This is a genomic window from Pseudomonas graminis, from assembly GCF_004364335.1.
GTDB classification, from domain to species: Bacteria; Pseudomonadota; Gammaproteobacteria; order Pseudomonadales; family Pseudomonadaceae; genus Aquipseudomonas; species Aquipseudomonas graminis_D.
Genome location: NZ_SOCR01000011.1, coordinates 134,110 through 148,396, shown reverse-complemented (window position 1 = coordinate 148,396; position 14,287 = coordinate 134,110). Strand labels below are relative to the sequence as shown.

Annotated in this window: 12 protein-coding genes; 6 read left to right on the top strand and 6 right to left on the bottom strand. The window is 60.3% G+C overall.

What is annotated here, in order from left to right; translation table 11 throughout:
* Window positions 1-70 precede the first annotated feature (70 nt).
* Window positions 71-820 (top strand): FadR/GntR family transcriptional regulator, encoded by a 750-nt coding sequence (locus tag EC919_RS21035; RefSeq protein ID WP_133776307.1) that lies wholly within the window; start codon window positions 71-73, stop codon window positions 818-820.
* A 64-nt stretch (window positions 821-884) separates the two neighbouring features.
* On the opposite strand, the gene EC919_RS21030 is transcribed toward EC919_RS21035, so the two are convergent.
* Genes EC919_RS21030 through EC919_RS21020 form a run of 3 tightly spaced genes read right to left on the bottom strand, consistent with a single transcriptional unit; the run spans window position 885 to window position 2,238 of the window.
* Window positions 885-1,184 carry a hypothetical protein gene (locus EC919_RS21030; protein WP_133776265.1) on the bottom strand — a complete coding sequence of 100 codons (300 nt, stop codon included), beginning with the start codon at window positions 1,182-1,184 and terminating at the stop codon, window positions 885-887.
* A complete protein-coding gene (locus EC919_RS21025; protein ID WP_133776264.1) occupies window positions 1,181-1,711 on the bottom strand; it encodes a DUF2778 domain-containing protein in 531 nt (176 codons plus the stop codon). The genes EC919_RS21030 and EC919_RS21025 overlap by 4 nt, the downstream gene beginning before the upstream one ends.
* Window positions 1,712-1,737: 26 nt before the next feature.
* Window positions 1,738-2,238, bottom strand: a complete 501-nt coding sequence (locus EC919_RS21020; RefSeq protein ID WP_065990148.1) for an Hcp family type VI secretion system effector — start codon at window positions 2,236-2,238, stop codon at window positions 1,738-1,740.
* 667 nt (window positions 2,239-2,905) lie between these two features.
* On the opposite strand from EC919_RS21020, the gene kdgD reads away from it, so the two are divergent.
* The 3 genes from kdgD (at window position 2,906) to garD (ending at window position 6,928) form a co-directional block, all read left to right on the top strand.
* Window positions 2,906-3,817, top strand: a complete 912-nt coding sequence (kdgD, locus tag EC919_RS21015; protein WP_133776263.1) for a 5-dehydro-4-deoxyglucarate dehydratase — start codon at window positions 2,906-2,908, stop codon at window positions 3,815-3,817.
* Between the two features lie 174 nt (window positions 3,818-3,991).
* Window positions 3,992-5,362, top strand: coding sequence for an MFS transporter (locus tag EC919_RS21010; protein ID WP_133776262.1), 1,371 nt, complete (start codon window positions 3,992-3,994; stop codon window positions 5,360-5,362).
* A gap of 12 nt (window positions 5,363-5,374) precedes the next feature.
* A complete protein-coding gene (gene garD / locus EC919_RS21005) occupies window positions 5,375-6,928 on the top strand; it encodes a galactarate dehydratase (protein WP_133776261.1) in 1,554 nt (517 codons plus the stop codon).
* 872 nt (window positions 6,929-7,800) lie between these two features.
* Here garD and EC919_RS21000 read toward each other — a convergent pair.
* The 3 genes from EC919_RS21000 to cra form a co-directional block, all read right to left on the bottom strand.
* Window positions 7,801-8,229, bottom strand: a complete 429-nt coding sequence (locus EC919_RS21000; protein ID WP_133776260.1) for a low affinity iron permease family protein — start codon at window positions 8,227-8,229, stop codon at window positions 7,801-7,803.
* 93 nt (window positions 8,230-8,322) lie between these two features.
* Window positions 8,323-9,102 (bottom strand): TatD family hydrolase, encoded by a 780-nt coding sequence (locus EC919_RS20995; protein WP_133776259.1) that lies wholly within the window; start codon window positions 9,100-9,102, stop codon window positions 8,323-8,325.
* Between the two features lie 5 nt (window positions 9,103-9,107).
* Window positions 9,108-10,103, bottom strand: coding sequence for a catabolite repressor/activator (gene cra / locus EC919_RS20990; protein WP_133776258.1), 996 nt, complete (start codon window positions 10,101-10,103; stop codon window positions 9,108-9,110).
* 371 nt (window positions 10,104-10,474) lie between these two features.
* Here cra and ptsP point away from each other — a divergent pair, with 371 nt between their 5' ends.
* A complete protein-coding gene (ptsP, locus tag EC919_RS20985; RefSeq protein ID WP_133776306.1) occupies window positions 10,475-13,336 on the top strand; it encodes a phosphoenolpyruvate--protein phosphotransferase in 2,862 nt (953 codons plus the stop codon).
* Window positions 13,336-14,274, top strand: a complete 939-nt coding sequence (gene pfkB / locus EC919_RS20980) for a 1-phosphofructokinase (protein ID WP_133776257.1) — start codon at window positions 13,336-13,338, stop codon at window positions 14,272-14,274. The genes ptsP and pfkB overlap by 1 nt, the downstream gene beginning before the upstream one ends.
* Window positions 14,275-14,287 lie beyond the last annotated feature (13 nt).

Genomic DNA, 14,287 nt, shown 5'->3' with positions numbered 1-14,287 from the left:
GTTGTTGTGTGATCGCATAACCCGGTGAGCTATCATCAGCGTTCAGCGTATTTAGAGATGCATGTTGGATATGGAAAATCAGAGCGCTCCGCCTCGCGCCCGCCGAAAGCACCGCAGCCTCGCGCAGGAATTGGTTACCGAACTCTCCGAGCGCATCCGCACGGGCGGACTCAAACGCGGCGATAAGTTGCCTACCGAGTCAGCCATCATGGAAGAGCAGGGCGTCAGCCGAACGGTCGTACGCGAAGCCATCTCGCGCTTGCAGGCGTCCGGGCTGGTGGAGACCCGGCACGGCATTGGCACCTTCGTCCTCGACACGCCAAGCCCGAGCGGTTTCCGTATCGACCCGGCCACTATCGTCACCCTGCGCGACGTCCTGGCGATTCTTGAGCTGCGCATCAGTCTTGAAGTCGAGTCGGCCGGACTCGCTGCTCAACGCCGATCCGCCGAACAACTGGCCGACATGCGCGCCGCCCTTGACGCACTCAACGAAAGCGCGGCCCACGCCAGCGATGCCGTGGGCGCCGATTTCCAGTTCCACATGGCAATCGCCCTGTCGACCGGCAACCGCTACTTCACCGACATCATGAATCACCTGGGCACGAGCATCATTCCCCGCACGCGCCTGAACTCTGCGCGCCTGGCGCACGATGATAACCAGCATTACATGAGCCGCCTCAGCCGCGAGCACGAAGAAATCTACGACGCCATCGCGCGCCAGGACTCCGATGCCGCCCGCGCCGCCATGCGCCTGCACCTGACCAACAGCCGCGAACGTCTTCGCCATGCCCATGAAGAGGCTGAGTCGCAGCGGGCTTGATGTGGATTGTTTGAAAGGGCATGGCGTAGCTGCGGTGCCCTTGATTGAACACGTTCTGGTTGGGTTATTCGACGCCCGGATCAACCGGTGCGCGTCTCAATTTTCGTAGGGCTTTAGTCAGCGCTACGCATGCCAGCGTTGAAAAGATAAGCGTCACGCTGAGCGTCAAGAGAATGAGCATGTCTTCCCCGTCTTCCAGACCCTCCAAATTGAAGAGCGTTAGTAGCCATACATAAGCATTCATCCCGCTTTCAGTGTGAAGTATCCACTTCATCGGTCCGCCAATCATCACCCAGCGTTCGAGTAATATTGAAAGCGTAAGTGTGAAGATGATTTGCAGGAATATCCCCAGCATTCTAATCATTTGGCCCCCTGAGAGTTTTCCAGCACATCCAACACTCCGAAGTATTTTATTCCAGTGCTAGGCAAGATTTCCCCTGGCATATTTCTCAAGGATCGACGTAGCTCATCGAATGCCAACTTCGATGTCATGGTCACGCAGCCCTGGCTAATTCCCTGCGGTCCAACCGGATGAATCCGGAACGCGCTTCGCTGAATGTTGTTGATTGTCGTCTGGTCGTCCACTTGGCCGTCGTCTCGATAAAGGCTGAACCACTCGCTCCTGTCAGTTCCTGCAAATACGTCTTTAACTGGCTGTCTGATCCAGCCCAGCATGCCACCAGATTCTCGGTCTAATATGTAATACCTGCCGAGGGGCAAAGGCCCCTCCTTAACCACATCTTGATAGCGTGCATTATTAACGTACGTCGCAACATCTCCGGAAAACGCTTCGTAACTTCTACCCTCACACGTCAACTCACTCATCGGTTCGCCGTTAAGTACATAGGTGCAGTAAGCAATATTCGGGTTCCGCTCATCTCTACCAGCCATGCCAACTATCCTCCCCTGGATGGGCGTTACGCGTATACCTTGTTCGCAACACCATCCCAGCCCCCGACTATCTGGCCGCCGCCTGATCCATCAGAGCGCTTCTGCTGTATGTAGGTCATCTTGATCCGTGCGTAATTCAGACGGACCGTTTCAGTGGGGAAACCGGTTTCTTTGCTGCCGTTGCCATTCAGCGAGACTGAGGAAACAATCACTTCCTCAAGTTTTATTTCCAGGTACTTGATCTTGTCGTTGCCGGCCCGATTCAACGCGATGGTGACTTCTTTGAAGTGCCTGCCACTGCAGCAGGCTTCATGCAGTTTCGGCGTTGCTTTGTCGACAGCTTTTCGGAAGTACAAATCACTCATTTTCGCGCGACCACTGCTGGCCCCACCCGAACTCGTCGTGGTTGCGGAGGCTGACTGGCTGGCGCCAACATCAAAGTCCTCCATCTCAATCCAGTCTTTGAACTGGGCATCCAGTGACTCACCCGGGATGTCAGCCATTTTCAAAAATGCATCAATTGCCATTTCGTTTCCTTCCTTGCGGTTCGCAGTGGTTAAGAAATTTGAATTTGAACCGCAACGACTTTAGCGACGTGACGCGGCCCGCAGAAGGTTTTGGAAGCCTGTGCGCGAGCAGTTTCAGAGAAGGACTACAACGTCTGGATCACTGGACTACGGAATAATCCGAGAGGGCGGTGAAAGCGGGTGATTCTGGCCGGAGGCCGTAGGAGTGAGCTTGCTCGCGATCCGCTGCGCAGCAGTCGTAAAGCTGAAGCTGCAGTTCTTTCCGACACACCGCATTAACCGGAATGCTGCCGCTTCGCGCCAGATCGCGAGCAAGCTCACTCATACAACCTGCGACGGGTCGCGGATCCGCAGGCGACGCAGATCAAATGTAGGAGCGCGCTTGCCCGCGAAGGCGGAGGGTCATTCAGCGCAGCGGTGTCTGGAGAAATGCGTTCGCGAGCAAGTTCACTCCTACAAATAGCGCCATTCAGCGCAACGCCTGCGGCAACTTATAATCATGCTCCGCTACCAATGCCGATACCAGCCAGGCACCACTCATCCTTACCCGTCATAAATATTTCAAATCGCTATTGAGTGATCCCCTTACCAGTTGTACGATGACTTACGACATCAGCGCAGGACTGGTGCTTCATCCACAAAAATAGCTCCCCAGGGTGTTCGAATAATGAATCCACAAGAACTGAAGTCCATCCTCTCTCACGGTCTGCTTTCCTTCCCGGTTACCGATTTCAATGCCCAGGGCGACTTCCACCGCGCTGGCTACATCAAGCGTCTGGAATGGCTCGCTCCGTACGGCGCCTCCGCGCTGTTCGCCGCTGGCGGCACAGGTGAGTTCTTCTCCCTGACCGGCGACGAATACTCCGAAATCATCAAGACTGCCGTCGACACCTGCGAAACCACAGTGCCGATTCTGGCTGGCGTCGGTGGTCCGACCCGCCAGGCGATTCAGATGGCTCAAGAAGCCGAGCGCCTGGGCGCCAAAGGCCTGCTGCTGTTGCCTCATTACCTGACCGAAGCCAGCCAGGACGGCGTCGCCCTCCACGTTGAAGCGGTCTGCAAATCGGTCAAGATCGGCGTCGTCGTCTACAACCGTAACGTCTGCCGCCTGACGCCTGCGCTGCTGGAGCAACTGGCCGAGCGCTGCCCTAACCTGATCGGCTACAAAGACGGTCTGGGTGATATCGAACTGATGGTTTCGATCCGCCGTCGTCTTGGCGACCGCTTCTCGTACCTGGGTGGTCTGCCAACCGCTGAAGTCTACGCCGCCGCCTACAAGGCGCTGGGCGTGCCGGTTTACTCCTCGGCGGTGTTCAACTTCCTGCCGAAAATGGCGATGGACTTCTACCACGCCATCGCCAAAGACGATCACGAGACCGTCGGCAAGCTGATCGACGATTTCTTCCTGCCGTATCTTGACATCCGTAACCGCAAACACGGCTACGCCGTGAGCATCGTCAAGGCCGGCGCCAAGCTTGCCGGCTACGACGCAGGTCCTGTCCGCGCGCCATTGACTGACCTGACTTCGGATGAAGTCGACATGCTGGCTGCACTGATGGACAAGCAGGGCAAGCAGTAACAGCCCAGTTGCCGCAAAACCGCTGAGCGATCAGCGGTTTTTTGCCCTCGGGGCTTCGCTAACAGATACCTGGCAGTACAGTTTCAAATCGCATCTGTTTTAGGGGCAGGGGCGAGCAGCACACACATAAGATCGTTTACCCGCACAAAAAAATAATTAGTGGGAGTTTCGAACATGCAGAAAACCAAGCCGACTCACGTCCGCTATTTGATCTTGCTCATGCTGTTCCTGGTGACCACGATCAACTACGCCGACCGCGCAACCATCGCCATCGCGGGCTCCAGCCTGCAGAAAAGCCTCGGCATCGACGCCGTTACCCTCGGTTTCATCTTCTCCGCATTTGGTTGGGCATACGTCGCGGGCCAGATCCCCGGCGGCTGGCTTCTCGACCGCTACGGCTCCAAGAAAGTCTACGCACTGAGCATCTTCACCTGGTCGCTGTTCACCGTGCTGCAAGGCTATGTCGGTGAGTTCGGTCTATCGACCGCCATCTTCCTGCTGTTCGCCCTGCGCTTCATGGTCGGCCTCGCCGAAGCACCGTCGTTCCCCGGCAACGCCCGCATCGTGGCGGCCTGGTTCCCGACGTCTGAACGCGGCACGGCTTCGGCGATCTTCAACTCGGCGCAATACTTCGCCACCGTGCTTTTCGCACCGATCATGGGCTGGATCGTTTACACCTTCGGCTGGCAGCACGTGTTCCTCGTGATGGGCAGCATCGGCATCCTGTTCTCGCTGATCTGGCTGAAAGTTATCCACAGCCCGCGCAACCACCCGAAAATCAACAAGGAAGAGTTCGATCACATCGCCAACAACGGCGGCATGGTCGACATGGATCAGGACAAGGGTAAAGGCTCGGCCAGCGGTCCGAAATGGGACTACGTGCGTCAGTTGCTGACCAACCGCATGATGCTGGGCATTTACCTGGCTCAATACTGCATCAACGGCATCACCTACTTCTTCCTGACCTGGTTCCCGGTGTACCTGGTTCAAGAGCGCGGCATGACCATCCTCAAGGCGGGCTTCATCGCTTCGCTGCCGGCGATCTGCGGCTTCATCGGCGGCGTGCTGGGCGGGATCATTTCCGACTACCTGCTGCGCAAAGGCCACTCGCTGACCTTCGCCCGCAAGGCGCCGATCATTGGTGGTTTGCTGCTGTCGACCTCGATCGTGACCTGCAACTACGTCGACATCGAATGGGTCGTGGTGGGCTTCATGGCACTGGCCTTCTTCGGCAAGGGCGTGGGCGCATTGGGTTGGGCGGTCATGTCCGACGCATCACCGAAACAAATCGCCGGTTTGAGCGGCGGTCTGTTCAACATGTTCGGTAACATCGCCTCCATCACCACCCCGATCGTCATCGGCTACATCATCAGCACCACCGGTTCGTTCAAATGGGCCCTGGTGTTCGTCGGCGCCAACGCGCTGGTGGCGGTGATCAGCTACATCTTCATCGTCGGTGAAATCAAACGTGTAGAACTCAAGGAAACCCCAACGAAGGGTGCCTTGCCGGCCAGTGAAGCCGAGCTTTCTCAAGCGAAACTCTGAGGAAAAACCGTGATGAACTTGATCCAACATGCCGACTCGCCGCGTTACATTCGCTTGCATGCGCTTGATAACGTCGTCGTCGTGGTCAATGACCAGGGCGTTCCGGCGGGGACTGAATTCGATAACGGTCTGGTGACCGTCGACAATGTGCCGCAGAGCCACAAGGTGAACACCGTGGACATCGCCGAAGGGGAGCCTATCATTCGTTACGGCCACACCATCGGCTATGCGCTGCAGCCGATCCCGAAGGGCAGTTGGGTCAAGGAAGATCAGCTGCGCATGCCGTCAGCGCCGGCGCTGGACAGTCTGCCGATGTCCGATGCCGTGCCGGTCAGGGGGGAACCGCTGGAAGGCTTCACCTTCGAGGGTTACCGCAACGCCGACGGCACCGTCGGTACGCGCAATATCCTGGGCATCACGACGACCGTTCAATGCGTCACCGGCGTTCTGGATTTCGCCGTCAAGCGTATCCGCGAAGAACTGCTGCCCAAATACCCGAACGTCGATGACGTGGTAGCGCTGACCCACAGCTACGGCTGCGGCGTCGCCATCACGGCCAAGGACGCGTACATCCCGATTCGTACTGTGCGCAATCTGGCGCGCAACCCGAACCTGGGTGGCGAGGCGCTGGTGATCAGCCTGGGCTGTGAGAAGTTGCAGGCCGATCAGGTCATGCACACTGGCGACGCCTCGGTTGATCTAAGCGAGCCCTGGCTGTATCGCCTGCAGGATTCCAAACACGGCTTCAACGAAATGATCGAGCAGATCATGGAATTGGCCGAGACGCGTTTGAAGAAGCTTGACCAGCGTCGCCGCGAAACCGTGCCGGCGTCGGAGTTGATTCTGGGCATGCAGTGCGGCGGCAGCGATGCGTTTTCCGGCATCACCGCCAACCCGGCATTGGGTTATGCGTCGGACTTGCTGCTGCGCGCGGGCGCGACCGTTATGTTTTCGGAAGTGACCGAGGTGCGTGACGCGATCTACCTGCTGACCTCCCGCGCGGAAAACATGGAAGTCGCTGAAGGACTGGTTCGTGAAATGGACTGGTACGACCGTTACCTGGCCAAGGGCGAGGCAGACCGCAGCGCCAACACCACGCCGGGGAACAAGAAGGGCGGGTTGTCGAACATCGTCGAGAAGTCTCTGGGGTCGATCGTCAAGTCCGGCAGCAGCGCCATCAACGGGGTGCTTGGCCCTGGCGAACGGGTGACGCGCAAAGGCCTGATCTTCTGCGCAACGCCGGCGAGCGATTTTGTCTGCGGGACGCTGCAACTGGCGGCCGGCATGAACCTGCACGTGTTCACCACAGGACGCGGCACGCCGTATGGACTGGCGATGTCACCGGTGGTGAAGGTGTCGACCCGCACCGAGCTGGCCCAGCGCTGGCCGGACCTGATCGACATCGATGCCGGGCGCATTGCAACCGGTCGCGCGAGCATCGAGGACTTGGGTTGGGAGCTGTTCCACTTCTATCTGGACGTGGCCAGCGGCAAGAAAAAGACCTGGACCGAGCACTATCGTCTGCACAACGACATCACCCTGTTCAACCCGGCGCCGATTACGTAAGCAATCTGCGCTACAACCCCGTGGGCGCCGGCTTGCTTGCGAGCGCATAGGGTCAGACAACACTTTCGTTGCTGACCCACCACCTTCGCCAGCAAGCCGGCTCCTACGGATTTGCATGCAACTCAGATTCGGGATTTGACGCGGCCCCACTGTAGGAGCGCGCTTGCCCGCGAATGCGCCAGATCAGACAACACTGTCGTTGCTGACCCACTGCTTTCGCCAGCAAGCCGACTCCTACGGATTTGCATGCAACTCAGATTCGGGATTTGACGCGGCCCCACTGTAGGAGCGCGCTTGCCCGCGAATGCGCCACATCAGACAACACTTTCGTTGCTGACCCGCTGCCTTCGCCAGCAAGCCGGCTCCTACGGACTTACATACAACTCAGCCCCGAGGTTTGAGGCCGGCTCCTACGGACTTACATACACCTCAGCCCCGAGGTTTGACGCGGCCCCACTGTAGGAACGCGCTTGCCCGCGAATGCGCCAGATCAGACAACACTTGCGTTGCTGACCCACCACCTTCGCCAGCAAGCCGGCTCCTACGGAATTGCATGCATCTCAGACTCGGGGTTTGACGCCGACTCCTACGGATTTGCATGCATCTCAGCCCCGAGGTTTGACGCGGCCCCACTGTAGGAGCGCGCTTGCCCGCGAATGCGCCAGATCAGACAACACTGCCGTTGCTGACCCACCACCTTCGCCAGCAAGCCGGCTCCTACGGATTTGCATGCAACTCAGACTCGCGGTTTGACGCCGACCCACTGTAGGAGCCGGCTTGCTGGCGAACGCGTCAAACCAGACAACGCAAATATTGCTGACCCAATCCAATCGCCAGCAAACCGGCTTCCGCAGTAATTGACCCCTGACGTATCAGCGGCCAGTCACCAACTCCTCTTTTTCTTTACCCGCCTCAGGTTCCGGCTCCGGAAACGCCTCGGTGTGATCAAACTCCACACCTTCGCCCATTGCCTTGTACTTCTTGCGCAGTGCGTGCAATTCCTTCTGATCGAGGTTATCCAGGCTCAGCACGGCGTTCTGCGCGTCTTTGGTCACGCGCAGCAGTTCGTCGATCTTGATATGCATCTCATCGGTGTCGCGGTTCTGAGTGTTTTGAATAAGAAAAACCATCAGGAAGGTGATGATGGTGGTGGACGTGTTGATGATCAGCTGCCAAGTGTCGTTGTAATGGAAGAATGGCCCGGTTACGGCCCACACACAAATTAGCGCAATCGCCACGAGGAAGGTTCGTGGGCTGCCGGACCACTGCGACAAGGCCTGCGCGAACTTCGAGAATTTCATTAACGGGTTTCCTTCGTTTACCAAGAGAGATACCCAAGGGACCGCGCTAAGTCTTTGAAATTTCTTCTCACAACATGAAATCGGCGACAGGTTTCAGTCCCAGCCGAACACTTCACACGCGTTGGCGGTGCTCGCTGCGGCCAGTGCGTCGGCAGGGATGTTCATGAGTTTGGCGATGACCACGCAGATATCGGGAAGATGCTCGGGACTGTTGCGCATGCCGGGAAACATCGCGGGCGCCATGTCCGGGGAATCGGTTTCCAGCAAAACGCTTTCCAGCGGCAGGTCGGCGATCACTCGATGCATTCGCAAGGCCTGCGGCCACGTCGCTGCACCGCCCAACCCCAGCTTGTAACCCAGCTTGATGTATTCCCGCGCTTCTTCGCGGCTGCCGGCGAAGGCGTGAACGATGCCACAGCGCTTGAGCTTGAAACGCTTGAGTGCGGCGATGGTGTCGGCGTGGCTGCGGCGTACGTGGAGCAGGGCAGGGAGGTTGAAGTCGGCGGCCATCTGCAACTGCTCGTCGAGCAAGGTCTGTTGACGGGGGCGGTCCAGGGATTCGATGTAGTAATCCAGACCGATCTCGCCCACAGCGCACAGCTTGGGATGCCCGGCCAGGCGCGTCAGCCAGTCGCGCAATTGCTGCACATGCTCGGGCTGATGCTCTTCAAGGAACACCGGGTGCAAGCCCAGCGCGGCGTACACCGAAGGCTCACTGAGCGCCAGATCCCACACCCGTTGCAGATTGCGCTGATAGACGCCCAACACCACGATGCGCTCGACACCCAGCTGCCGGCTGTTGGCGAGCGCGGCGTCGCGGTCGGCGTCGAAATCGTCGAAGTCCAGGTGCGTATGGGTGTCTATCAGTCGCACGTTGCTTACGCCTCGTGAATCCGCTGTTTGAATGTCCGCACGATGGCATGCACGCCTGGCTCGTACTGATCCTGCTCGATGGCCGACAGCGCCAGCGCCAGGGCCTTTTCAGCGATCAAGTGATGCTGCTGAGCCATGGCATTGACCGGCAATGGCAGGAAATCCAGCAGCTGCGTGTCACCGAATGTCCCCAGATGAAGCTGATCCGGATTCAGGCGGCGCTGGTGCAGCAGATCGAACACACCTTGCAGCAGGACGTAGGACGTGGTGATCAGCGCGTCGGGGAAATACCCCAGACGATCAAACATGTCGCTTGCCAGCTGCTGGCCACAGTCACGGCTGAACGCCTCGCCGTGCTCGACGATCACCGAGCCTTCGAACCCCTCCAGCGCGTCTTCGAAGCCGCTGGCCCGCGCCTTACTGACGCTCAGCTCTGGCCGCGCGCCGATCAGGGCGATGTGCCGGGGCTTGATCTCCAGCAGGCTGCGGGTCAGTTGCTGGCTGGCGTCGTGGTCGTCGCTGACCACTGAGCAGAAGTACGTCGGGTCCATCTCCCGGTCGATCGCAATGACTGGAACCCCTTGCTGTTGCAGCGCGCGGTAGCTGTCATCGCTGGCCGGCAGGCAACTGGCGACGAACAGCGCATCGCAGCGTCGCGCACGAAACAGCTGCAGCAACTGCAACTCGCTGATGGGATCGTCGTCTGAACTGGCGATCAGCAATTGGTAACCGCGCGCGCGGGCGCCTTGTTCCAGTTGTTTGGCGATACGCGCGTAACTGGGGTTTTCCAGGTCGGGCAGGATAAAGCCCAAGGTTCGGGTATGCCGGCTGCGCAGCCCGGCCGCCTGCGGGTTGGGCCGGAAGCCGTGGGCGTCGACCACCGCGCGCACGCGCTCGACCGTTGCACTGCTGATACGTTGCTGTTCGGCCTTTCCGTTGATCACGTAGCTGGCCGTGGTCACAGAAACACCGGCCAGACGCGCAATATCACTGAGTTTCAAGCCGGGCATCCTTTCGTGATGAGAAGCAGAAGTAAGAGCTGAACTACCGTGGCAGGGATTTTCACCGATTAACAGCCATCATGACAGCAGACCGTCGCCTTGTAGGAAGCATGTAGCCCGCTCAGGATGTTTCCTACACGATTCGACCGGATGAGCTTCAAACCGCCGGGATTATCAAGTAACGTGCGCGGCACTTTAGATTAAACGATTCAGCAGGCCTGTTTATGGCGTCTTTCGCCTAAAGGTCGCCATGAACGAACGCAACAATGCGCGTTTTCGCGTTGAATATTCGCAAACCGTCAGTCATCGGTGTGTATGACCGGTCCTACAACAAGAATCTGGCGCGACCCCGCGCAGCACAGGAGAACGCAATGCTCGAGCTGACCATAGAGCAAATTTCCATGGACCAGTCGGCGGTGGACAAACCCGCCGCGTTGCAACTGCTGGCGGACCTGCTCGTCGCCGATGGCCTGGTGGCTGCCGGCTACCTCGAAGGCTTGCAGGCGCGTGAGCAACAGGGCTCGACCTTTCTGGGCCAAGGCATCGCCATTCCCCACGGCACGCCACAGACCCGCGACCAGGTGTTCGCCACCGGCGTGCGCCTGATGCAATTCCCCGAAGGCGTGGACTGGGGCGACGGGCAAATGGTCTATCTGGCCATCGGCATTGCCGCCAAGTCCGACGAGCATTTGCGCTTGCTTCAGTTGCTGACCCGCGCCCTCGGTGAGAACGACCTGGGCGAAGCGTTGCGTCAAGCGAAGGACCCCGAGTCGTTGCTCAAGCTGCTGCAGGGCGCGCCGCAGGAACTGGCCCTCGATGCGCAGATGATCAGCTTGGGCGTCATGGTCGATGATTTCGAAGAACTGGTCTGGCGCGGCGCGCGTCTGCTGCGCAAAGCCGAGTGTGTGAGCAACGGTTTTGCGGCGGTCCTGCAGCAGGTCGAGCCGCTGCCGCTGGGCGAAGGCCTCTGGTGGCTGCACAGCGAGCAGATGGTCAACAAGCCCGGCCTGGCGTTCGTCACCCCGGACAAGCCGATGCGGCATCTGGGCCAGTCCCTGACCGGCCTGTTCTGTCTCGCCAGTCTGGGCGAGTCCCACCAGGCGTTGCTCGAACGTCTTTGCGCGTTGCTGATCGAAGGTCGCGGCCACGTACTGGGTGAGGCGACCAGCAGCCGCGCCGTGCTTCAGGCATTGGGCGGCGAAGTGCCGCCAGACTGGCCGAGCGAGCGTGTGACCCTGGCCAATGCCCATGGCCTGCATGCGCGCCCGGCGAAAATCCTCGCGCAACTGGCCAAGGGTTTTGAGGGCGACATCCGCGTGCGCATTGTCGACGGCGCCGAGAATCCCGTGTCCGCCAAAAGTCTGAGCAAGCTGCTGAGCCTCGGCGTGCAGCGCGGTCAGTCCCTTGAGTTCATTGCCGAGCCGACGATTGCTGCCGACGCCTTGCCTGCCTTGATCGCCGCGGTGCTCGAAGGCCTGGGCGAAGAAATTCAACCGTTGCCGACCCACGCCGAGACTGCACCCGCACCGGCAGTTGTAGAAAAGACTCTCAGCGCGCCCACTCCAGGCTCCCAGATTCAGGCCGTTCCTGCTGCGCCCGGTATCGCCGTTGGCCCGGCCCATGTGCATGTTCTGCCAGTGTTCGACTACCCGGCGCGGGGCGAATCGCAAAGCGTTGAACACGAACGCCTGCACAGCGCGCTGGCGCAAGTGCGCATCGACATCGAGCAGTTGATTCAGCGCAGCACCGCGAAGGCCATTCGCGAGATTTTCGTCACCCACCAGGAAATGCTCGCCGACCCCGAACTGGTCGACGAAGTGGCCCAGCGCCTGAAACAAGGCGAAAGCGCCGCTGCTGCGTGGATGAACGTGATCGAAGCCGCCGCGCGTCAGCAGGAACAGCTCAAAGATGCGCTGCTGGCCGAGCGTGCCGCTGACTTACGGGATGTCGGTCGGCGGGTGCTGGCGCAGATCTGCGGCGTCGAGGACCTGGTTGAGCCGGAAGAACCTTACATCCTGGTAATGGATGAAGTCGGTCCGTCCGACGTTGCCCGTCTGGACCCTGCCCGTGTCGCCGGGATTCTCACCGCGCGCGGCGGCGCCACGGCCCACAGCGCCATCGTTGCCCGGGCGTTGGGCATCCCCGCGCTGGTCGGTGCGGGCGATGCGGTGTTGCTGATCAAATCCGGGACGCAGTTGTTGATCGACGGCCAGCGCGGGCGCCTCGACGTCGCGCCGGACGAAGCAACCCTGCAGCGCGCCTTAAAGGACCGGGACACCCGCGAGCAACGCCTCAAGGCTGCCGCTGCGCTGCGCATGGAGCCGGCGATCACCCAGGACGGCCACGCCGTTGAGGTCTTCGCCAACATCGGTGACAGCGCCGGTACGCCAGCAGCGGTGGAGCAGGGCGCCGAAGGGATTGGCCTGCTGCGCACCGAGTTGCTGTTCATGGCCCACAGTTCCGCGCCGGATGAAGCCACCCAGGAAGCGGAATACCGTCGCGTGCTCAATGACCTCAACGGCCGCCCGCTGGTGGTTCGCACCCTCGACGTCGGCGGCGACAAACCGCTGCCGTACTGGCCCATCGATAAAGAAGAAAACCCGTTTCTCGGCGTGCGCGGCATTCGCCTGACCTTGCAGCGCCCGGACATCATGGAAAGCCAGCTGCGCGCGTTGCTGCGTGCGGCGGACAATCGCCCGCTGCGCATCATGTTCCCGATGGTGGGCACCGTCGAAGAGTGGCGTCAGTCCCGGGACATGACCGAGCGTCTGCGCCTGGAGATCCCGGTCGCCGACCTGCAACTGGGCATCATGATCGAAGTGCCGTCGGCGGCGTTGCTGGCGCCGGTGCTGGCGAAGGAAGTGGACTTCTTCAGCGTCGGCACCAACGACCTGACTCAGTACACGATGGCGATCGATCGCGGTCACCCGACCCTGTCCGCCCAGGCCGATGGCCTGCACCCGGCGGTGTTGCAACTGATCGACATCACCGTGCGCGCGGCCCATGCCAATGGCAAGTGGGTGGGCGTCTGCGGCGAATTGGCCGCCGACCCGCTGGCCGTGCCGGTGCTGGTCGGTCTGGGTGTGGATGAATTGAGCGTCTCGGCGCGGAGCATCGGCGAAGTCAAAGCCTGCGTCCGTGAATTGAATCTGATCGAAGCCCGGAAACTTGCGCAGGCGGCCCTGGCCGTTGGCAGCGCGGCGGACGTGCGTGCCCTGGTGGAGGGGCTGTAATGGCGAAAATTCTGACATTGACCATGAACCCGGCGCTGGACCTGACCGTGCAGTTGGGCCCTTTGCAGATCGGCCAGGTCAACCGCAGCGACGCCATGCTCAGCCACGCGGCGGGCAAAGGTATCAACGTCGCTCAGGTGCTGGCGGATCTGGGGCACGAGCTGACCGTTGCCGGCTTCCTCGGCGTCGATAACCAGCAGCCGTTCGAAACGCTGTTCGCCAAGCGCGGCTTCGTCGATGAGTTCGTGCGGGTGCCGGGCGAGACGCGCAGCAACATCAAGCTGGCCGAAGGCAGCGGGCGCATCACCGACCTCAACGGCCCGGGCCCGGAGGTCAGCGCGCAGGCGCAACAGGCGCTGGCCGCTCGGGTTGAGCAGATCGCATCGGATTTTGATGCAGTGATCGTGGCCGGCAGTCTGCCCCGTGGTGTGAGCGCACAGTGGCTGAAAACCCTGTTGCTGCGCCTCAACGCGATGGGTTTGAAAGTGGCGCTGGACACCAGCGGCGAAGCCTTGCGCGCCGGGCTGGAAGCCTCGCCGTGGATGATCAAGCCCAACACCGAAGAACTGGCCGACGCCCTCGATGCGCCGATCATCTCCATCGCCGCTCAAGCGCAAGCAGCGGCGGACCTGCGCCAGCGTGGCATCGAGCATGTGGTGATTTCCCAGGGCTCGGAAGGCGTTCACTGGTTCAGTTCCAACGTGGCGTTGCAGGCATTGCCGCCCAAGGTCACCGTCGCCAGCACCGTCGGCGCGGGAGACTCGCTGCTGGCCGGCATGGTTCACGGCTTGCTCTGCGGGCACAAGCCCGAGCAAACCTTGCGTACAGCCACGGCCATCGCGGCCATGGCCGTCACTCAGATCGGCTTCGGCATCAATGATCCGGCGCAATTGAAACGTCTGGAAAGCGGCGTCAACGTCCGCGTCCTGACGGCATAACAAGAGAGGAAGT

What these genes read in the sequence shown, in the direction of transcription:
- EC919_RS21035 (WP_133776307.1), top strand. Translation starts at nt 71, where the DNA reads ATGGAAAATCAGAGCGCTCCGCCTCGCGCCCGCCGAAAGCACCGCAGC.
- EC919_RS21030 (WP_133776265.1), bottom strand. Translation starts at nt 1,184, where the DNA reads ATGATTAGAATGCTGGGGATATTCCTGCAAATCATCTTCACACTTACG.
- EC919_RS21025 (WP_133776264.1), bottom strand. Translation starts at nt 1,711, where the DNA reads ATGGCTGGTAGAGATGAGCGGAACCCGAATATTGCTTACTGCACCTAT.
- EC919_RS21020 (WP_065990148.1), bottom strand. Translation starts at nt 2,238, where the DNA reads ATGGCAATTGATGCATTTTTGAAAATGGCTGACATCCCGGGTGAGTCA.
- kdgD (WP_133776263.1), top strand. Translation starts at nt 2,906, where the DNA reads ATGAATCCACAAGAACTGAAGTCCATCCTCTCTCACGGTCTGCTTTCC.
- EC919_RS21010 (WP_133776262.1), top strand. Translation starts at nt 3,992, where the DNA reads ATGCAGAAAACCAAGCCGACTCACGTCCGCTATTTGATCTTGCTCATG.
- garD (WP_133776261.1), top strand. Translation starts at nt 5,375, where the DNA reads ATGAACTTGATCCAACATGCCGACTCGCCGCGTTACATTCGCTTGCAT.
- EC919_RS21000 (WP_133776260.1), bottom strand. Translation starts at nt 8,229, where the DNA reads ATGAAATTCTCGAAGTTCGCGCAGGCCTTGTCGCAGTGGTCCGGCAGC.
- ptsP (WP_133776306.1), top strand. Translation starts at nt 10,475, where the DNA reads ATGCTCGAGCTGACCATAGAGCAAATTTCCATGGACCAGTCGGCGGTG.
- pfkB (WP_133776257.1), top strand. Translation starts at nt 13,336, where the DNA reads ATGGCGAAAATTCTGACATTGACCATGAACCCGGCGCTGGACCTGACC.